This window comes from Halomonas sp. MMH1-48 (genome assembly GCF_022348105.1).
GTDB classification, from domain to species: domain Bacteria; phylum Pseudomonadota; class Gammaproteobacteria; order Pseudomonadales; family Halomonadaceae; genus Vreelandella; species Vreelandella piezotolerans.
Genome location: NZ_JAKRFL010000005.1, coordinates 1 through 18,627, shown reverse-complemented (window position 1 = coordinate 18,627; position 18,627 = coordinate 1). Strand labels below are relative to the sequence as shown.

The 18,627-nt window shown below is 55.5% G+C and carries 22 protein-coding genes and 7 tRNA genes; 15 read left to right on the top strand and 14 right to left on the bottom strand.

The features are described 5' to 3' along the window. Nucleotide 1 precedes the first annotated feature (1 nt). Together MHM37_RS06600 and dctP are read right to left on the bottom strand one after the other, a co-directional pair. Nucleotides 2-511, bottom strand: coding sequence for a TRAP transporter small permease subunit (locus tag MHM37_RS06600; RefSeq protein WP_139525495.1), 510 nt, complete (start codon nucleotides 509-511; stop codon nucleotides 2-4). A gap of 1 nt (nucleotide 512) precedes the next feature. Then, on the bottom strand, nucleotides 513-1,616 hold the full coding sequence (gene dctP, locus MHM37_RS06595; protein WP_139525496.1) for a TRAP transporter substrate-binding protein DctP: 1,104 nt from the start codon (nucleotides 1,614-1,616) through the stop codon (nucleotides 513-515). Between the two features lie 363 nt (nucleotides 1,617-1,979). Here dctP and MHM37_RS06590 point away from each other — a divergent pair. The 6 genes from MHM37_RS06590 to MHM37_RS06565 all read left to right on the top strand — a co-directional run bounded on the left by MHM37_RS06590 (nucleotide 1,980) and on the right by MHM37_RS06565 (nucleotide 2,537). Continuing rightward, a tRNA-Glu gene (locus tag MHM37_RS06590) sits at nucleotides 1,980-2,055 on the top strand. Nucleotides 2,056-2,080: 25 nt separating this feature from the next. Next, a tRNA-Gly gene (locus tag MHM37_RS06585) sits at nucleotides 2,081-2,155 on the top strand. Nucleotides 2,156-2,159: 4 nt separating this feature from the next. Continuing rightward, nucleotides 2,160-2,235, top strand: a tRNA-Glu gene (locus tag MHM37_RS06580). A 40-nt stretch (nucleotides 2,236-2,275) separates the two neighbouring features. Continuing rightward, nucleotides 2,276-2,350 (top strand) — tRNA-Gly (locus MHM37_RS06575). Nucleotides 2,351-2,354: 4 nt separating this feature from the next. After that, nucleotides 2,355-2,430 (top strand) — tRNA-Glu (locus MHM37_RS06570). Nucleotides 2,431-2,462: 32 nt separating this feature from the next. Further along, nucleotides 2,463-2,537 (top strand) — tRNA-Gly (locus MHM37_RS06565). A 150-nt stretch (nucleotides 2,538-2,687) separates the two neighbouring features. Here the strand turns inward: MHM37_RS06565 and MHM37_RS06560 are convergent. Continuing rightward, entirely contained in the window at nucleotides 2,688-4,319 is a 1,632-nt protein-coding gene (locus MHM37_RS06560; protein ID WP_239296073.1) for a methyl-accepting chemotaxis protein, read from the bottom strand. 273 nt (nucleotides 4,320-4,592) lie between these two features. Between MHM37_RS06560 and MHM37_RS06555 the strand changes: the two genes are divergently transcribed. The 6 genes from MHM37_RS06555 to MHM37_RS06530 all read left to right on the top strand — a co-directional run bounded on the left by MHM37_RS06555 (nucleotide 4,593) and on the right by MHM37_RS06530 (nucleotide 8,526). Continuing rightward, on the top strand, nucleotides 4,593-5,555 hold the full coding sequence (locus MHM37_RS06555) for an ABC transporter ATP-binding protein (protein ID WP_139525498.1): 963 nt from the start codon (nucleotides 4,593-4,595) through the stop codon (nucleotides 5,553-5,555). After that, nucleotides 5,552-6,325: an ABC transporter permease gene (locus MHM37_RS06550; RefSeq protein ID WP_139525499.1), complete on the top strand. Its 774-nt coding sequence runs from the start codon at nucleotides 5,552-5,554 to the stop codon at nucleotides 6,323-6,325. The genes MHM37_RS06555 and MHM37_RS06550 overlap by 4 nt, the downstream gene beginning before the upstream one ends. A 62-nt stretch (nucleotides 6,326-6,387) precedes the next feature. Then, nucleotides 6,388-7,221, top strand: a complete 834-nt coding sequence (gene queF / locus MHM37_RS06545) for an NADPH-dependent 7-cyano-7-deazaguanine reductase QueF (protein WP_239296072.1) — start codon at nucleotides 6,388-6,390, stop codon at nucleotides 7,219-7,221. A gap of 27 nt (nucleotides 7,222-7,248) precedes the next feature. Continuing rightward, entirely contained in the window at nucleotides 7,249-7,809 is a 561-nt protein-coding gene (locus tag MHM37_RS06540; RefSeq protein ID WP_239296071.1) for a nitroreductase family protein, read from the top strand. Between the two features lie 31 nt (nucleotides 7,810-7,840). Next, complete coding sequence (locus MHM37_RS06535; protein WP_139525502.1) at nucleotides 7,841-8,347, top strand: YiiD C-terminal domain-containing protein; 507 nt, start codon at nucleotides 7,841-7,843, stop codon at nucleotides 8,345-8,347. A gap of 91 nt (nucleotides 8,348-8,438) precedes the next feature. Next, nucleotides 8,439-8,526: transfer RNA gene (locus MHM37_RS06530), tRNA-Ser, on the top strand. 91 nt (nucleotides 8,527-8,617) lie between these two features. On the opposite strand, the gene MHM37_RS06525 is transcribed toward MHM37_RS06530, so the two are convergent. The 10 genes from MHM37_RS06525 to MHM37_RS06480 all read right to left on the bottom strand — a co-directional run bounded on the left by MHM37_RS06525 (nucleotide 8,618) and on the right by MHM37_RS06480 (nucleotide 15,210). Beyond that, the gene (locus tag MHM37_RS06525; RefSeq protein ID WP_239296070.1) at nucleotides 8,618-9,784 is read right to left on the bottom strand and encodes a DUF3596 domain-containing protein; all 1,167 of its coding nucleotides are present in this window, start codon (nucleotides 9,782-9,784) and stop codon (nucleotides 8,618-8,620) included. Nucleotides 9,785-10,155: 371 nt separating this feature from the next. Beyond that, nucleotides 10,156-10,434 (bottom strand): hypothetical protein, encoded by a 279-nt coding sequence (locus MHM37_RS06520; RefSeq protein WP_239296069.1) that lies wholly within the window; start codon nucleotides 10,432-10,434, stop codon nucleotides 10,156-10,158. Continuing rightward, complete coding sequence (locus MHM37_RS06515) at nucleotides 10,424-10,639, bottom strand: TraR/DksA family transcriptional regulator (protein WP_193460760.1); 216 nt, start codon at nucleotides 10,637-10,639, stop codon at nucleotides 10,424-10,426. Before MHM37_RS06515 ends, MHM37_RS06520 begins: the two co-directional genes overlap by 11 nt. 2 nt (nucleotides 10,640-10,641) lie before the next feature. Continuing rightward, a complete protein-coding gene (locus MHM37_RS06510; protein ID WP_239296068.1) occupies nucleotides 10,642-11,040 on the bottom strand; it encodes a hypothetical protein in 399 nt (132 codons plus the stop codon). 11 nt (nucleotides 11,041-11,051) lie between these two features. Next, nucleotides 11,052-13,718 (bottom strand): toprim domain-containing protein, encoded by a 2,667-nt coding sequence (locus MHM37_RS06505; protein ID WP_239296067.1) that lies wholly within the window; start codon nucleotides 13,716-13,718, stop codon nucleotides 11,052-11,054. Nucleotides 13,719-13,879: 161 nt separating this feature from the next. Further along, nucleotides 13,880-14,164: an ogr/Delta-like zinc finger family protein gene (locus tag MHM37_RS06500; protein ID WP_219863131.1), complete on the bottom strand. Its 285-nt coding sequence runs from the start codon at nucleotides 14,162-14,164 to the stop codon at nucleotides 13,880-13,882. Next, a complete protein-coding gene (locus MHM37_RS06495) occupies nucleotides 14,164-14,364 on the bottom strand; it encodes a hypothetical protein (RefSeq protein WP_239296065.1) in 201 nt (66 codons plus the stop codon). The genes MHM37_RS06500 and MHM37_RS06495 overlap by 1 nt, the downstream gene beginning before the upstream one ends. 38 nt (nucleotides 14,365-14,402) lie before the next feature. Further along, nucleotides 14,403-14,606: a hypothetical protein gene (locus MHM37_RS06490; protein WP_044627875.1), complete on the bottom strand. Its 204-nt coding sequence runs from the start codon at nucleotides 14,604-14,606 to the stop codon at nucleotides 14,403-14,405. A gap of 25 nt (nucleotides 14,607-14,631) precedes the next feature. Continuing rightward, complete coding sequence (locus MHM37_RS06485; RefSeq protein WP_239296064.1) at nucleotides 14,632-14,838, bottom strand: hypothetical protein; 207 nt, start codon at nucleotides 14,836-14,838, stop codon at nucleotides 14,632-14,634. 45 nt (nucleotides 14,839-14,883) lie between these two features. Continuing rightward, complete coding sequence (locus MHM37_RS06480; RefSeq protein ID WP_239296063.1) at nucleotides 14,884-15,210, bottom strand: hypothetical protein; 327 nt, start codon at nucleotides 15,208-15,210, stop codon at nucleotides 14,884-14,886. Nucleotides 15,211-15,300: 90 nt separating this feature from the next. Here MHM37_RS06480 and MHM37_RS06475 point away from each other — a divergent pair, with 90 nt between their 5' ends. From MHM37_RS06475 to MHM37_RS06465, 3 genes are read left to right on the top strand one after another with little or no spacing between them, the layout of a single operon-like run. Next, nucleotides 15,301-15,966, top strand: coding sequence for a LexA family transcriptional regulator (locus MHM37_RS06475; RefSeq protein WP_082051385.1), 666 nt, complete (start codon nucleotides 15,301-15,303; stop codon nucleotides 15,964-15,966). Between the two features lie 28 nt (nucleotides 15,967-15,994). Beyond that, entirely contained in the window at nucleotides 15,995-16,939 is a 945-nt protein-coding gene (locus MHM37_RS06470; RefSeq protein ID WP_239296062.1) for a hypothetical protein, read from the top strand. Continuing rightward, on the top strand, nucleotides 16,911-17,486 hold the full coding sequence (locus MHM37_RS06465) for a hypothetical protein (RefSeq protein ID WP_239296061.1): 576 nt from the start codon (nucleotides 16,911-16,913) through the stop codon (nucleotides 17,484-17,486). The genes MHM37_RS06470 and MHM37_RS06465 overlap by 29 nt, the downstream gene beginning before the upstream one ends. 61 nt (nucleotides 17,487-17,547) lie before the next feature. On the opposite strand, the gene MHM37_RS06460 is transcribed toward MHM37_RS06465, so the two are convergent. Beyond that, nucleotides 17,548-18,117: a hypothetical protein gene (locus MHM37_RS06460; protein WP_239296060.1), complete on the bottom strand. Its 570-nt coding sequence runs from the start codon at nucleotides 18,115-18,117 to the stop codon at nucleotides 17,548-17,550. Nucleotides 18,118-18,627 lie beyond the last annotated feature (510 nt).

The following is an 18,627-nucleotide window of genomic DNA, read 5'->3' as shown; positions in this document are numbered from 1 at the left end:
GTTATTCACCTCGGTTTGGTAGAGCAAACCCTTGGCGCAGCGCATGGGCCAAGCCCTGAAGCGCCAATAAAAGAAACCCGAAGGGGATAAGAGCTTTGAGCACCCAGCGCAGCGGCAGGCCGCCTGGGTTGGGAGAGGCCTCGTTCCGCAGATAGGACTGCTCGACCCAGGGCAGCGTTAACCAGGCGATATAGAGCCCCATGGCCAGCAGCAGCAAGCCGCCAATCACTTCGATCACCCGCTGTAAGGCTTCCGGAAAGCGCTCGTAAAATACATCGACCCGCACCTGTTCGCCCATGAACAAAAGGTACGACATACCGAATAGCGCAATGGGGGAGATCAAGTGCCACTGCAACTCTTGTAGCCACACGGCGCCAACGCTGAACAGGTAGCGCATCACCACATCGCCTGCGACTAGGGCCACCAGTACCACGCAGATCCAAGCGGCGATCCAGCCAAATAGCCGGACCACCGCCTCGATCCCGTGGACAACGCGTTCCACGGTTTGCATATCACACCCCAATGATGTCGTTTAACCAGGCGCGTTCGCTGGCGCCTGCCCAGCGGTCATGGTTGGCCTTGAAGGCCATGTAGCTGTCGTGGACTTTGCGCACCATTGGGTCGGCGTTGGCTTCGGTGGCCAGCGTATCCATGGTGGCTTCGCGCAGGGCATTCACTACGGGGTCGGGCAGCATGCTGGCGGTGACGCCGTGGTTGTCGACCAAGTCGGTCATCGCTTCGCCGTTCACCGCTTCGGACCAGGTGACACTCTCAAGACATGCGGCCATGCAGGCGCTCTTCACGATCATCTTCAGATCTTCCGGCAGTTCGTCCCAGTGCTGCTTGGAAATGAGCAGCTCGCCGGTAGTAGAGGGTTCATGCCAGCCCGTGGTGTGATAGAACTTGGCCGCGTTTTGCAGCCCCATACGGCGGTCTTGATACGGGCCAACGAACTCAGCGGCGTCGATCACGCCACGCTCTAGCGCCGGGAAAATTTCACCGCCGGGCAGTACACGGGCATCGACGCCCAGTGCCGAGTAGACTTTGCCTGCAAGGCCGGGCACGCGCATGCGTAAACCGTTGAGTTGTCCGATATCCTCGATGGGCTCGCGGAACCAGCCAGTCATCTGCACGCCAGTGTTGTTGAGCGGTAGGGCGACCATGCCGTAAGGGGCATAGACCTCTTCCCATAGTTCTAAGCCGCCGCCGTGGTAGAGCCATGCCATATGCCCCATGAAGCTCATGCCGAAGGGCACGGTGGTGAAGTATTGAGCGGCAAAGGTGGTGCCCGACCAGAAGTAGCTGTTGGCTGCGTTCATTTGGATGGTGCCGCTCTGCACGGCTTCGAACCCTTCCAGTGCAGGAATCAATTCACCCGCTGCGAAGTGCTGGATGTTCAAACGCCCGCCGGACATCGCGTTGATCTTGGCAATCACATCGGTAGGGCTGCCGGGGCCTTCGACATAGAAGGGCGAGCCGGGGCTGTAAGCGTTGGTCATGCGCCAGTTGAAGCGCTCGGAGGATTGAGCGCTTGCAACACTAGGTGCGCCAAGCACCAAGCCAGCCGTGGAGGTCAGTGCAGCGGTGGTAAGAAACTTGCGACGAGTAAAAGACATAAGGCACCTCAAGCAGTCGGGAAGCGAAGAGTCGCGGAGCAGTTACGTCGTTGGATCGTTAATGAGACTGCAAGGGGTGTGCCAAAAAATCGATTTTATTGTAAATGAAAGATTTTTAGCGGTTTGTCGTTACTGTCAGAGAACAGGAGGGCTACACGGTCGATGAACTCAGTAGCGGGAAGTGCACCGATATGATGCGTAGGCGCGCTGTAAACACTCTGTGAGGCACTACAATTGCGCAGCTTTTGTTTTGAGCCACCTTACTGCCCCATGAACCATTAATTAATGTTTTGATATTAGAGCGCTTGACACTCGACCCTCGTCCTGAGTAATATACGCGCCACCTCGACGAGGCAATGAAACGTCCCATTCGTCTAGTGGTCTAGGACACCGCCCTTTCACGGCGGGAACAGGGGTTCGAACCCCCTATGGGACGCCAATTAAGTCGTTAATGTATCGGAGTTGCGGGAATAGCTCAGTGGTAGAGCATCGCCTTGCCAAGGCGAGGGTCGAGAGTTCGAATCTCTTTTCCCGCTCCAGTACGTCCCATTCGTCTAGTGGTCTAGGACACCGCCCTTTCACGGCGGGAACAGGGGTTCGAACCCCCTATGGGACGCCAATCCGATAGCAGAAATGCTAATAGTGAGACAGCTTGTTTAGCGGGAATAGCTCAGTGGTAGAGCATCGCCTTGCCAAGGCGAGGGTCGAGAGTTCGAATCTCTTTTCCCGCTCCAGCACGTCCCATTCGTCTAGTGGTCTAGGACACCGCCCTTTCACGGCGGGAACAGGGGTTCGAACCCCCTATGGGACGCCACTCACTCTAAAGCATCGTTGCATGTTTGCGTTGCGGGAATAGCTCAGTGGTAGAGCATCGCCTTGCCAAGGCGAGGGTCGAGAGTTCGAATCTCTTTTCCCGCTCCATGCAAACCCCTCTTCTTGTTTTATTACATACCCCTTTTTTTAGAAAAATGTTGCTACCGCCTCGTTGCGGCGCTTTCGTGTGCGCGTGTGTTGCGTTGACCGATACGTAGGGTGGGCGTGCCCAGGCGCAGGGCCTGGGCAGCGGGCGGGTCAATCCACCAGGGTGAAGTGGCCGACGACGCTATTGAGCGACTGGGAGCGCTGCTTCAAGTCGTGAGCAGACAGGGCAGTTTGCTGAACCATGGCGGCGTTGTCCTGGGTGGCTTGATCGAGCTGAGCAATGGCGACGTTGATCTGCTCGATGCCGCGCGTCTGTTCATGGGTCGCGGTAGTGATGTCGGTAAACAGCTCGTTGACGCGCTGGATGCGCTGATCGATCTCCTGCATGCGCTGTTTGGCGGCATCCACTAAGTTGGCGCCGTTGCTGACCTGGGCGTTGGAGGTATTGATCAAGCCTTTGATCTCATGCGCCGCGTTGGCCGAGCGGTTGGCTAGCTGGCGAACTTCACCAGCCACTACTGCGAACCCCCGGCCATGCTCACCCGCGCGGGCGGCCTCGACCGAGGCGTTGAGCGCCAAAATATTGGTCTGGAAAGCAATGCTGTCGATCAGCGTGACGATCTCGGTGATTTTATCCGCTTCGGCTGTTATCTCCTTCATGGACGCCACTGCATCGCCGATGGCTTTCTGTCCGGCTTGAGACGTTTCATTCGCGCTGTTGACCAGTGCTTTCGCCTGCTCGACGCTGTCAGCGGTTTGGCGAACCGTGGCGGTCACTTCTTCCATGCTGGACGACGTTTGCTGTAAAGCCGCGGCCTGCTGCTCGGTGCGCGATGAAAGCTCTTGATTGCCTGCGGCGATATCGCCTGCGTTATGGTCCACGGACGTGCTGGTGGCATGAATCTCCTGCATGGCATCGTGTAGTTTGTCGCGCATCTGACAAATGTCATACAGCAGGCTGCTCGTGTCGCTGGGATGAAGCGCCACAGGGGCCGTCAAATCGCCTTGCGCGATGCGTGATACCACGCCTGCGGCATAGCGCGGTTCCCCGCCTAGTCGGCGTAGAATGAGAGAGATCATGCCCCAAAAGGCCAGCGTGACCAGCGCGCCTGCCACGATGCCTACCAAGACGCTTTTGACGAGCTGGCGCATGATGGTACTACTGACGTCACCGACGAACACACCGCTCGCCACGTAGACATCCCACGGCGTAAAAGTGGCTGAGTAAGCGCGCACTTTTGGCTTGGCATCGCCACCGCGGGCAAAGTTAGAGAAGTATTCGGTAAAGCCGCTGCCAGTGTCCCGGGTGTTATCAAGAATGGATTGGAAGATGAGCGTGCCCTCCGGGTCTTTGACCTGAGAGATGTCCTCTCCTACGTCGCGGCTAGGGTGAGCCAGCATACGCAGACTGCCATTGAACGCGAATAGGTAGTTATCCTCTTCACCAAAGCGCACGTCGCGTAGGGTGTTGAAGGCCTGACGCTGCGCTTCTGGCATGGAGAGCTGGCCCTGTTCGGCAAGCTGGTGGTAATGCGCCAGCGTCGACACGGCAATATCCACGGCGGTGACCATGCGCTGTTCGCGCTCGGCATACAGCAACGCGCGGCTTTGCCAAGCGTTGATCGTGATCATCATCGCCAGAATCAACCAAAGAACAATGACGCCCAGCCATCGTTGGCGTCGCAGCGGCAGTGTGGATAGCTTTTTTTGTGTGGAGGCAGACGACTCTGATGGCGAGAGATGGGTATTAGCGCCGGAGGGCGAGGTAATGGCGGTGCTCATTATCGATAGGCTCTCTTGTATGATCAGTATGTTCCCTTGAGGTGCTGCTGCCTAGCTAGGCAGGCACTGGTCTAATGCTAAAGTATTAACTTGAGCGCTGCCGCAGTAATCGAGTGGCAAAGTGTCACTTAATGTAGTGCTTAATAGAGGGAAATCAGCAGCATGGAAAAGGCTTCGACGCGCTTTATGCTGCTAACTTGAAAAAATATACGCGTGCCCCGATATCTTACTTTTATTGCTTTATGCTTCCCCACTTGCTGACAGGACATGTTCATGGCCGAACCGGCATTGTCGATCCGTGGCCTTACCAAAGCGTATGGCAACGGCTTTCAAGCGTTAAAAGGTATCGATCTAGACGTCCAACAGGGCGATTTTTTTGCGCTGTTGGGCCCCAACGGCGCAGGAAAGTCCACCACCCTAGGCGTCGTGTGTTCGCTAGTGCAGAAAACGGCGGGCAAGGTGTCGATTTTTGGGATCGACATCGACAAGGATTTCGCCAAGGCGAAGTATCAGCTCGGCGTGGTACCTCAAGAGTTCAACTTCAACCAGTTCGAGAAGGTGCTGGATATCGTGCTGGCTCAGGCAGGCTATTACGGTATGAAGCGCAGTGAAGCGCTGCCCCGCGCCAAGCAGCTATTGACCGATCTAGGGCTGTGGGAAAAACGCAACGGTAGCGCGCGGATGCTCTCGGGGGGCATGAAGCGCCGCCTAATGATTGCCCGCGCGTTGATGCATCGTCCCAAACTGCTGATTCTCGACGAGCCCACGGCGGGCGTCGATATCGAACTCCGCCGCAGCATGTGGGAGTACATGCGCCGCATCAACCGCGATGAGGGCACGACGATCATCCTGACGACGCACTATCTCGAAGAGGCCGAGAGCCTGTGTCGCAATATCGCCATCATCAACCACGGTGAGATCGTACGGAATACCAGCGTGCGCGAGCTGTTGGCGGAGCTGGACACCGAGACTTTTCTCTTGGACCTGGCCGAACCGTTGACACGCGTGCCTGCCATCGAAGGATTCGAGCTACAGCAGATCGAGCCGTCCCAGTTGGCGCTGGTCATTCACCGTGGCCAGCAGCTGAACGATGTGTTCAGTGCGCTGAGTGCGCAGGGGATTCAGGTGGTCTCCATGCGTAACCGTGCCAACCGCCTAGAGGAGATGTTCGTTTCCATGGTAGAGAGCAGCCAGCAGGCCATCGATCAGCGTGAGCAACAGGAGGCCAGCGCGTGAATATCATGCAAACTCTGGTGGCCCTTTGGACGTTGGTGCTCAAAGAGATCAAGCGTTTTACCCGTATCTGGCCGCAAACCCTGCTGCCGCCGTCGATTACCATGGCCATGTATTTCATCATTTTTGGTAACCTGATCGGGTCGCGCATTGGTGATATGGACGGTTTCAGCTATATGGACTTCATTGTGCCAGGACTGATCATGATGTCGGTGATCACCAACAGTTACTCCAACGTGGCGTCCAGCTTCTTCTCCAACAAGTTTCAACGCTCCATCGAAGAGATGATGGTGTCACCCATGCCCAACGGCGTGATTCTCTCCGGGTTCATACTCGGCGGCATGGCGCGGGGGTTGGGCGTGGGGTTGATCGTTACTCTGGTATCGCTGTTCTTCACTCGTTTGACGGTCGAGCATCCGCTATTGACGATACTGGTCGTGGTGCTGACCTCGGCGCTGTTCTCCATTGGCGGATTTATCAACGCGCTGCTGGCGAATAAATTCGACGATATCTCTATCGTGCCGACGTTCATTCTGACCCCATTGACCTATTTGGGTGGCGTGTTCTACTCGATTTCGATGCTGCCGGATTTCTGGCAGGGCGTATCGATGCTCAACCCGATCTTGTATATGGTGAACGTCTTTCGCTACGGCTTTTTGGGCGTTTCCGATATTCCGGTAGGCTGGGCACTGGCCGCTATTTTTGCCTTTATCATCGTGCTATTCATGGTCGCGCTGACCATGCTAGAGCGCGGCAAAGGCATTCGCAGCTAATGGGTGGTAACGGCCGCCCACCGACATGCCTTCATTGACATCGCACGACTGAGAGAGTGTCCATGGCACATCGCCCCGATACCTTAGAACACGCGCCCTTGGGGCGCGACTCCACTTACCCGGAGCAGTACGACGCGGGGCTTCTATACCCCATTCCTCGCGCAGCCAACCGTGCGCCGCTGGGCATCGACGAGCGTACGCTGCCGTTCGTCGGTGAAGACGAGTGGCATGCCTTCGAGGTCTCTTGGCTCAACGCGCGCGGTAAACCCATCGTCGCGGTGGCGCGTTTTCGCTTACCCGCCAGCTCGCCGCATCTCATCGAGTCCAAATCTTGGAAGCTCTATCTCAACAGCCTCAACCAAACCCGCTTTGCCAGCCAAACTGAGGTAGAAGAGACGCTAGTGCGCGACCTGAGCCGCGCTGCCGGTGCTAGCGTTAGCGTCGAGTTGCTGGGCGTTGATGACAGTGAACTGGCGCCCAAGCGCCTGCCAGGGGAGTGCTTAGACGACCTGGATATTGAGGTGAGCGACTACACGCCAAGCGCCACGCACCTTACTGCCAGTGATGAGATCGTCGAAGAGACGCTGCATTCGCATCTGCTAAAATCCAACTGCCCGGTGACCGGTCAGCCGGATTGGGGAAGCGTCTTGATTCGCTATAAAGGTCCCAAACTCGACCGAGAAGGGCTACTGCGCTACCTGATTGGCTACCGGCAGCACCAGGATTTTCACGAGCACTGTGTCGAGCATATCTTCACTGATTTAATGCAGCAGGCGAAGCCGGAAGAGTTGCTGGTGTTGGCGCGCTACGTGCGACGCGGCGGCTTGGACATCAGTCCGTGGCGTGCCACACCGGGCCTTGCCCCTCCCAGCCCTCTGCGCTTGGCGCGCCAGTAACGCTCACCTCAATGGATAGGAGTTTCCATGGACGCACTCACGCTGCTTCACGAACGTAGTTCCATGGGCAAGCTCGCCGAGCCTGCCCCTAACGGCGATCAGCTCAGCGCCATTTATCAGGCGGCCCTGCGTGCCCCTGACCACAAAGAACTGCGCCCGTGGCGCTTCATCGAGTTCACTGGCGAAGGCCGGGAGCGCCTAGGCGAGCTGTTTGCCGAAGCGGAGTTTCAGGAAGACCCCAGCGTCAGCGATGATACGCTCGATGCCGCGCGTAAAAAGCCGTTACGCGCGCCGATGATCATTGCCGTGATTGCCAAGGTCACCCCGGATATTCCCAAAGTACCCAAAATGGAGCAGGTGATCTCTGCTGGCTGTGCGGCTCACGGCATTCTGCTGGCTGCCCACGCGTTGGGCCTGGGAGCCATGTGGCGCAGCGGTAAGTACGCTTTCGATCCGGTGGTGCGTAAAGGTCTTGGGCTCGATGAGGAGGACGAGGTCGTGGCGTTCATCTACCTCGGCAGCCTGGGCGGACGTCACAAACCCGTGCCAAAGCACGACGTGGCAAGTTTCGTCGAGCACTGGCGCTAATGCACGCCGCCTAGCGATGAAGGAGAGCAACATGCGCCATACGCGTCAGCCGGGTATGCCATACCCTCGTTTGCCGTTACCAGACGGGGAGGAGGATCTTCAGGCTTTCCAACGTTGGCTAGAGGCCGCCATCCCTATGGTAGAGGCGCTGGGTATTACCCATATGAGTCAAGCCAATGGCGCGCTCACGTGGCAACTGGCGCTTACGCCTAATCTCAATGACAAAGGCACTGGCTTCGGCGGAGCACTGACCGCGCAAACCACGCTGCAAGGCTGGTGTTGGGTCACTCTGTGGCTTCGTCAGCAGGGCAGAGCGCAAGACGTGGTGGTCGCCGAGGCCGACCAACGGTTTCTTGCTCCGGTCACAAGGGACTATCGCCTCATCTGCACGCCCAGCCATCCGGAGGGCCCTGTCCAGCTTGCCGACAAACTCAACGAGCGAGGCAAAGGCAGTATCGAATTGACCCATCAGCTCTACTGCGGTGATGCACTCTGTTTAGAAGCCCACGGACGCTACGCCGTGCTGCCCAATGCCTAATCAGGAAAAGGCTTGCTATTTCACGGCTTAGGCCATAGAATACGCGCCGTTCTGTTGAGAAAGGCAGCGCCCGACGGCAGAGCAACAATGTGGAGAGGTGTCCGAGTGGTCGAAGGAGCACGCCTGGAAAGTGTGTAAGTCGAAAGGCTTCGAGGGTTCGAATCCCTCCCTCTCCGCCACGAAATATAGAAGGGGAATCAACATCTTATGTTGATTCCCCTTCGTCGTTTTTGGGCCTTGGGATCGGTTTTGGGAACAAGCCTGGGAATGCTAAAGGTCTAGCTGCTTCTCGATGAGCGCTGGGATGTCCGGGCCGTCGCTGCGTATCCACTTGCCGTAGCGGCGCTGAATCATGGTGATCGTGGCGTGGCCAACGTGGTTGGAGATCCAGTGCAGCGGCACCACACCCAAGGAAAGCAGCTGGCTGATGAACGTGTGCCGGCACTGGTTAGGGCCACGGTAGCGAACGCCAGCGCGTTTGAGGTGGGTTTTCCAGAAGCGCTCGCGAATGGCGTTCTCGTAGAACGGCTCGTTGTTACGGGAATTCAAAAACACCAGGCGTAGCTTCTCTTTTCGCACCGTCCGGTTATCCCGGTCGACTACCTCGTAAACACGCGGCTCCAGTTTTCCAGTGATGGCATACTGCGCCTGCAGCGCCTCCCGGGCAGGTTTGAGCAGGTGATGCACCCGGGTAGAGCGCTTGGTTTTCGTCACCTTGAAACGCCCCCGCACGACCGCCCGCCGATAGCGAATAATCCCCTTATCCACATCCAGTATGTCTTCCCAGGCAAGCGCCTGCGCCTCTGAAATGCGTGGCCCATCGAACAAGGCAAACTTGATCAGGTTCAGCTCCTGCTCGCGTGTGGTTGGCGTGTCCAGGATCAGCTTGATCTCGCTGCGCGTGAAAGGGTCGGGATCTTCATCATCCGGCAAGCGAATGGTGATGCCGCTGGTAGGGTCGAACGACTTCTTATTGCGCGTGGCATAAAGCCGAAAGGTTTGCCGCATGATGCTGACGATCTCTTTGATCGTCTTGTTGGCCAGCGTGGCCGAGAGCTCCTTTTGAATCCACGACTGCAGCTCGATGTGGTCGATCGCATCCGCCTGCGCTTCGCCCCACTTCGGCCTAACGTGGGTTTCAGCCTTGGAAAGCACACCGCGATAGCTGGAGTACGCCAGCTCGTTTTTCTTGATGGCCAGCCACAGATCCAGGTAGTGACCGAAACGGTTCTCCGCCAGGCGCCTGGAGTCAGGAAAGTGGCGGGCGTAGTCGAACGTGCCGGCTTCGATCTCGTAGTTGATGATGGTCGCCAGGCGCTTCGCATGTTCGATGTTTTTCTCAGTCGCTGCACCAGGCAGCGGCTCGCGGCACAGCTCCCCCTCCCAGCGGAAATAGATGCGCACGGCGTTGCCGCGAACTTCAACCCCATCAGCCATGAAGCCCCCTTTGTTAAACTGTAAATATAAACAGTGTATTTCAGTTTGAAAGGGAGCGAAACGCTTTGCTTTCTTATACCGTTATTTTAGTCATTTGAATAAACCGCCGCTTAATGCGGCGGGAGAGGGAGGTGGCTACTAGTTCATATTTTCGTTGATATCGTATTTGCGGATGAGTTCTCGGCACCGAGATAGCTCTTCTCTTAGGTGAGTTATCTCACGTATCAAGCTAGCCTCAGTTTGGGTTGGAGCCTGATTTCTCAAAGCGTTAAAGCTGGCGGATAAGCGGGCATGTTCCTCCTGAGTTAAAGGGCCTCGTAATGATTTCGCTAAGATCTGATCAATCGGATTGCTGCTCATAACTCACTTTTTTATTTCAAGCGCCATTGTTGGTACCGCTTACGAATAGCATAAAACATGCTTGCCGCACGATGGTCATGATCCAACTCCGCCCGGCTCTGGATCTCGCAAGCAGCACAAAGCCAATCGCGGGCGTCTTCTGTGTTGTGGGTGCCGTCGGGCAGTTGGCTCTCGGTCATGCCGTGCTTGGCGCGCCGGCGGCGGTCGAGGTAGAGCTGAAACTGCGCGTCCTGGCACAACATTGCGGCTTGCCGGGCAAGCTTGCCGCCCTTGGTACCGTTAGCGGCCATAGCGCCCCCGTTGTTCGCGGATGCTTTGGCACTCGATGCACGTGGCTACCCAGGGCAGGGCATCGCGACGGGCTTGGGGGATCTCGTGGCCGCAGTCCTCGCACTCCGGGTCTGGGTTGGGAATGCGCAGGGAAAGGCGGCTGCTGAGGGCGGCTTGCATGCGGCGCTCCATCAGATCGGCGGCGATGTCGGCGTTGTCGGCCATTGTTACTGCTCCTTCTCTTGCTCGATGGCGGCAAAGCGCTGCATTAGCCTGTTTCCATCAGGCGTGTACTCGTGCAGCTCATCACTGGCGTAGAGGCTCCACTCGATAATGGTGAGTGCGGCTTGCTGCAGGTCGCGGTCCAGTACCCGTAGGCGGGTGAGATCCAGCGGCCAGGCGTAACTGTTGTAAGCGGAAAGCAGAATGCGCCGGCAGTGGTGGCTTTGGCCGCTTTCTTTCTGGGCCACGACGGCGAGGCGACTCCAGGCATCTGGGCCTTTTAGGTCGAGCGTTTGGCGCTTTTGATCGGCTTCATCTTCGGCGGCAATCATGGCTTCCAACGCCAGGCGGTTGCGCTCACGAATACGCTGAACCACCAGGGGCATACTGGGTTGAGTAGTCATCACAGGCTCCTTCATGCTTGAAACACCCAGCACTTCACGCTGCCGCCGTGCAGGCGGACGCGGGAGTTCACGGTGCGGTTGGATTCGATAAACTTGCGGGTCTTGCTGGTCTTCAAATAGCGCTTCAGCTCGCGCATTTCGGGGGTGCGCAGCTTGTACTCGGCGCAGGTGCGCTCGAAGTCTTTGAGGTTCACGGCGATGTGCTCGCTGCCCTTGCCGTAGTGGTTGAGCTGCGGCTCATCGCGCAGGCCTTCGATGTAGTCGAAGGCTTCCCAAAATTCGGCCACCATCGGGTGATCGGCGTTGATGGATTGCTGCCGCTCGCGGGCCATCTGCTCCACCATGCCGTTGGCCATATCGATGATTTGCTGGTCGAACAGCCCCAGGCCCTCCGGCCCCAGGCACTCCACCAACGCCATTAGCTGGCCGTGGCACTTGGCGATGCGCAGCACCTTGATTTCCGGGTCGTCGGCCAAGCGGTCGGCGTAGTGGCGGGCGCGCTGGGTGATGGTGGCCAGCAGCGCGGCTTCCCGCTGGGCGACGGCCAAAGCGAACTGGCTGACGTGCTCGAGCTCGGTACGCTCCAGCGCCTCGGCCAGCGCTTTGGTGGTTTTGTTCTGACCATCCCGGGTGAAATGCAGGTGGCAGATACGGGTTTGAATCGCTTCGCCCGCCTGCACCGGAGCGTTCTGGCTAATCACGATGCTGCCGCGAAAGGGCGGCTCGTAGGTGTCGTTACCGCTGTTCTTCACCCCACGGGCGCGGATCGAGCGGCCGTTGAAGGCGGTTTTCAGCTCATCCCAATCGAACTGCTTCTGCTTGGCCCCGCCTTCCTGCTCGCGGTCGGATTCGATCAGTACCACCGGCAGGTTGCTCACCTGGGCAAAGTTACGGCTGCGGGCGGGCATGGTGGCCTTGCTGGGATCGAAGCCTTCATAGTCGCGGCGGCCGCACAGCTTCCAGAGGAACTCGATCAGCGTGGATTTACCCGCGCCGGCTTCGCCCACAATTTCCAAAAACGGGAAGCTGCCCATCTCGGCGCGGATCTGCTCGGCCAGCAGGCTGCCCATCCAGTACGCCAGGGCCACCACGCCCCGGGAGCCAAACGCGCCCAAGAGCTGCTGCGTCCACTCGGTGCTGAACGCCTTGCGGTCGGGGTTGATGTGCAGCGATACGGATTGGCTCAAGGTTTTCAGCTGGCGGCGGGGGCCAAGCTCGAAAAAGTCCTCGCTGTTGATGGGCACCACCTTGCCACCGGCCACGGCAAGATCGCCGAACACATACGCGCCGTGCTCCTTGCTGTAGCCGATGAAGTCGATGGTCTCGACGGTTTTGATGTTGCCGATCTGGTCCTGCAGCAGGCTATCGAGCTGCTGGCTGGTGCCTGTCCACACCGCGCCGGGGGCAATGCCCAGCAGGCGCTTTTTGTACTCAGAGGCAGAGGCCAACTGGCCACCGCTAAAGGTGTTTTTGATCGGCGGGCGGCCGTCGGGAAACTCCACGCGGTAGTAGTACCAGCTCTCATCGGTTACCGCGTTGGCCTGGTAGTACAGCGCCGTGGGGTAACAGGTACAGATGCGCTTCACGCTGCCGGATTGCTCCAGCGCCGCATCGCGCAGGGCGGGGTCGATCTGCCGCTGGTCTTCGCCGTCTAGCCCATCGGCGCGCAGGGCGCGGTCGAAGGCGTCCATATCCAGCTTCCACCACCAGAGCTGACGTTTGAACTCGAACCAGAACTCCCGCTGTTCACGGCGCTTGTACATCAACAGCGCCTTCGCCATGGCCGTGGGGGCCAACAGCAGGTCGCCGTGGTAGCGGTAGGTTTCCTGGTGTTTCTCTGTCAGCTCGCCGCGCTGGTGGGCGTCGTTCCAGTCGTGGCCACCGTGCGGGATCTGCGCCGCGTGGCACTCCCAGCCCGCCGCCCGGGCGCGCTTTACGTGCTTATGAGTAGCGTTGTGGCCGGCGCGGTTGTTATCCAGCGCCCATACCAATGTGGGGCGGCTGATACCGGCCTGGTGCGCGGCATCGGAAAGGGCGTTCAACGCCTCATCGGGGTAGTTGCCGCAGCTCATGGCGGAAACGGCCGCGATGCCGTGGTGGTAAAGGGCGATCGCATCGAAGATGCCCTCTACAATCCACACTTCCTCAGCCGCGACTAAGTCAGCGGCCGTGAGTGCTGGCGGGCACCACCACTGACCTTTGTAGCGGCCAACGAAATTGGCCTTCTGCTTACCGAAGCGCTCCGGGTTATCCAGCAGGCGCTCCCAGTAAGCGCCGCCGGGCAGGGCGAAGCGCACGGTGGCGGTACCGCCGATCTCCGGCTTCCAGTAGCTCTCTTGGGTGTACCAGCCCTGAATGCGGGAAAGCTCGAACCCCCGGCCATCGCGCAGGTAGCCATCGGCCACCGGCGTGGTGGAGCTGGGCGTTTCGTTCGCTTTCGGGCTGTAGCGCTCGCTCCAGGAACGGAACAGATCCGGGAACAGCGCCTTAATGTGGATTTGCGCGCCACAGTTGTTTTCCCGCCCGCATTTCAGCATCCACGGGGCTTCGGCGTTGATGTACGCCTCGCGCTTACCGCACTCAGGGCAGCGCACCCGTTGCAGGTAGGGGCCGCGCTCAATCGCCTCAAAATCGCTGATTAAGCGCGCAACAATGTCCTGGCGCAGCGATGAATTCACGCTCGCCTCCTTATTCAACAAATGGATGGGGCTGGGCTTGGGGTTAGATCACGGCACCGGCTGGGCCGTGGGTGCCCCCTTTCGGCCGGGCATACCACACAGGCCGAAAGGGGCGTGGTGGCCGCGGGGGCCTTGGGTGATGGGCAGCTCTCTGCATCGTCTTAACCCTCATAACGTTCGTCGTTGGCGGCTGGGCGGGTGATGTCCAATTGCATCTGCTGGATCAGGCGAGGCGCGAACGGAAGATCCACCCGGGCGTTGGGGATATCGCTTGGGGTTAGGGTGTGCAGCACCTGAAACCCTGCCTTGCCTCGAAAGCCGCACTCCACGTTGCGGCACTCCACTACCCCTTCGCGGTACACCGGCGTTAGCCCCTGGCTGTTACGGACCCGCATGTTGTGGCCGCAGTGGGGGCAGGGCATACGGTGCTTGGAAGCGGTCGACATCAATGGTTTCTCCCTACCGGATAAAGGGCGCGGCCGCGGCCGGTGAGCCCTTGGGTGCCTTTGCGTAGCCGCCGCCGCAGTAGCCATTCGGCGGCGTCGTCCAGGCTGGTTAAATCCTGCTGTTCACACACCTGCTGCAGCGCGGCCTCTAGCTGGTCGTTCAGCGGAAGGCGTTCGCCGCGTGCCGGTTGGTCAGCCATACCTCAATGCTCCTTGAGGGCCTCAAAAAGCCCTGCCTTTACGACGCCTGCTGGGGCACAGTGCTAAGTGAGAGATCCGCAACGCCCAGCGTCTCTAGGGCTTCTTTCAGCACCAGTTGGCGCAGCAGCGATGCCCGCTCGATGCCGGTGTAATCCACCAGCGCATCGATCAGTCGGGCCTCGTACTGATCCAAATTGAGAGCGGCGTAGCGGGTGCGCACACGTTTGGGGTCCTGGTACATGGCAAACATCCTTATGCAGGCAGGGTCATTCGGCATTCAGCGTGTCTTGGTCGTACTGGGCGATGCCACGCAGCATAAGCATCCGTGCCGTGGCCGAGAGCGAGCGCATTTCCAGCTCGGCGATGCGCTCCAGGTCGGCGCGTTCGTCTTCGGTCATGCGCGTCAGTACTGTGCTGGTGCAGCCTTTGGGGGCATAAATTGGCTTTGGGGCAATGGCGTTGGTCGAGGTCATGGGGTAGGCTTCCGTATCAGGTTGAATAACTTTGGCCGCAGCGGTTTAGCGCTCGTACAAGCGCACCAGCTTGCGCTGCAGGAAGTGCTCATCCATGTGGGTGCGCAGTTCGCACAGGGCGTCTTCCACCTGCTCAAACGGCGCGTTTTGGGCCAGCATCGTGGCAGCGAGCTGGCTCACCGCCTGGGCGGTGGTGCGCTCTTCCAGCGCTTCGAGATCGGCCAGCGGGTTGGGCTTATTCGTGCCCTGGCGCAGCGCCGTTTCAATGGTGCGGCGGGTACGTGGCGAACAGCGTTCCAGGTTCACTTCCACCCCGCGAAACAGCACGGTGGGGGAAGGCGGCAAGATGATAGTGGCAATGATGGTGACCATGGCAGTGGTTCCTTTTGCATGTGTATCGAAGTGAAAGACATAAACAGAATGGTACCGAATGGTTTCCATGTCAAGAGTTGCGAGGTCTAAATGGTTTCATTGGGTGAAAGGCTACGCGAGGAAAGGGAGCGGCTGGGGATGTCACAAACCCAGTTTGGTGACCTTGCCCAAGTAACTAAGAAGACGCAGATGCTCTATGAAGGGGACCAAAGAAGCCCAAAAGCCGACTATCTGACGGCAATTGCTTCTCAGGGAGTAGACGTTCAATACGTGCTCACTGGAAACCGTTCGGTACCAGAGTCCCAGCCTTTAGGCTTACCGGTAACCGAACCGGGGCCAGAGCTTTCGCCGGTGCTTATGTACGACATTGAAGCGGCAGCGGGCGCTGGCCGAAGCTTTGAGGGCGAGCCGGTAAAAACGACACTGTATTTTTCCAGCTCAGAGCTTGCGGAGCAGGGGCTCGACCCTGCGCAAGTGGTAGGCGTTAAGGTACGGGGCGATTCAATGCTTGGGACGCTAGACGATGGCGACTGGGTATTGGTGGATCGCAGCAACCGCGATCCGAAGCAGGAAGGTGTGTTTCTGCTGCTAGTGAGTGGGGAGCGAAGAATTAAACGAGTACAGCGCCTGGCGGGCGGGGCGCTGTATTTGATTAGCGATAACGACCATTACCAGCCGGAGATGATCAAGCCGCAGGATATGCACGATGTGGAGATTTTAGGGCGGTGTGAGATTCGGATTGGTCGGGTGGTTTGAATATTCTAATCGAAGGGAATCAGAGTGTATGAAAGTTAAGTACGTTGGTATAAAACTAAAAAGTGACTGTGCTGCTATAAGCTCTGAAGAGTTTTACGAAGAGCTTGAGAGTATATCTGGTCTCATAGTTGAGAGCCCCTCAGCCGAAAGGCATTTTTATTTTGATAATACGACAAGAGATGGGTATCTTTTAGGGCTCGTTGTTACTTTAAAAGATCAAAGAAGGTTTTGTAAAGCGAGTCTAGATGACGGTGAGCTCACGCTTAAAACAGAAGATCTAATTGGTGATGATAAGCTCGTAGACTTTAATTTTTTAGCTATCAGAAAAGATACTAGAAAAGGTGTTTATCAATATTATCATAATTCTTGTAGTGCAAATGTTTTCGGTGATGTTTGTAAGAAAATATTTTACAATAAGAAAGAATTGTTAATACATGATGAATATCTAGTGTTAGCGCCTGGTGAAGCTGCTTACGATAACTCAAAACAGTATAAGAAAGCACAAAAGAAATATGCGGGTAGACCAAAATTTGCTATTTTGATTGATAGTAGAGAAGTGGATCAAATTATACGTTCATACAGAAAAGTAAAAGAGTTGGATGTGACTTTTGAGGCGGTTGAGTCACCAACAGATGCCGCTATTGCGGCGCGTCAGTTATCTGATTCTGTATCACTTAAGTACCGCATTGGAGTTGTAGAAGATGTTGAAAATATAGCTCAAGCTGCAAGGCAGTTATGCAACACTTTAGGTTTTCTAAGAGGCAAAGCTGTTGCTGAGGATGAGTTTGGAGAGGAACGTATAATAAATCTGATTAATTGCCCTCATGATTTTGGTCAAGAAGACTTTGATGAACTAGCATATCGAGTGGATGAGCTTAAAGCATCGGAGTTTTGTGATAATGATATACTCGATGACTTGATCAGTATATTAGAGAAGCCGGAAAATGCGCCAATTTTCGCAGTTGATAACTAAATTTAACAAGTTCTTCTTTATTGATAGGCTGTTAAAAAGAATCGAGGCTAATCTTTTGTCTCAGCTTCTTATATGCCTACTTATTTCGTTTGCTTGTCTGTATTTGTTATCTAATCTTTACACTGGCTGCGCAGATGATTTCGTATTTTTCTATGGAGAGAAACTTAGAGGATTTCTTTTTTCTGGGTTTTTGACTGTAGGTTCTTTTCTTTTGTCGCTTAAAACATTTGTTGTAGTTAACTTAAAAGATAAGCTGTTTGACTCGGAATCATATAAAAACAAATATAGAGCGATGAATGCTCTTGGTGCTGAAGATGAGATAGATTATAAAGATTTATATAAGCCTCTCGCAAACCTAACTGGTTTTTTGTTTTTTGCCATTCTTTTTTCTATTCTTACAGCTGTGTCTCAATTTTCATTAGGGCTTTTAAATGATTTCTATTATGTGATGTTTTGTATTTGGATGGCTGTTTTCACAGCCACCCTTTTATTGAATTCACTTAGGTTGATTAGGAGTAACCTTTTGGTCTGGCTAGGTTATAAGTAGTTTGCTTTGTTTTTATTTATGCATTGAGATTCTTGTTTTAAATGTTTGTGTGTCGGCTGTTTTAGAGGTGTCTTTTTATTTCTTTTAGTGCTTCTTCTTCAGCCCAGTTGTAATCCAGCTTGACTTCTCTAGGTGTGTTTTCTTGGTATATTTTGAGCTGTTTTTCGCTAAGATTTTCAAGTGGGTTTTTTATCTCCTTCATTCCTAGGTGCTGTAGTATAAAAGCAAGTCTTATCCTTTTGGTGTTAGTTGACTCTTCAAGGAAGTTTATTTCTTCTTCGATGAATTTTTTTGTGTCATCGTATATATAAGCATAGTGTGGGCTGGTTTCTTTGTTGTCAATCTTTGCGGATATTATAGTAATTCCTTCAGGGTCTTCTATATACTCTGGGTCATTGGCGAATTGAGTGCTTAATCTTTTCTTTAATCTTTCTAGTGTTTCAATGTCTTCTCTTGTTTTATCATTGAAATAATATTTTTCAATAAGCTTCCACGCAATGAGGTCTCTGAAGATTAATATAGCAGGCTTTAGTACTGCTGCTATGGCAATGGTGCCACCTGCTGCTATTATTGAAATGAAAATTGTTTTCATACTTAGTGATAGCGCAATTTCTCTTGTGACTTCTTCCATGTGAATTCCTTAAAGCCTGTAATTTAATTGACACAGTATTTTTGTCTTTAGTTAGATAGTGATAAGCGAGTTTTTCCCTGTCTTTGGTGTTTGCTAGCCCAATTCATGAAAGCTAAACTGGTTAAGTTGAGTGCTCCAGCCGCATAGTAGGAATTTTGATGCTGACTTACTCTGGTAATGCTCAACCGCAGTCTTTAAGGTGCTCACGGCATCTAACACATCTGCCTCTGTCTTGGTTTGGAAAACAAAAACTTTGTACTCCGAGTCAGCTTGGAGAAGCTTATGGAAATCATACAATAACGAGGAGATCTTGGATTCAGACACCTCGATTTCCATGGTGAGCACGACTCTCACAAGGTTGTCATTTTCATCAAATTCACGCCCGATGCCTGTCAAGCTTGTTGGAACCTGGAATCAGGCGGCTTCTAATCGCTGATCGCGTTGAACCAGCGGGTCTTCCCGGTCCGGGTTCAGCCAGACCGTCCGGCGCGGTGTCCAGTTCCGAGTGGC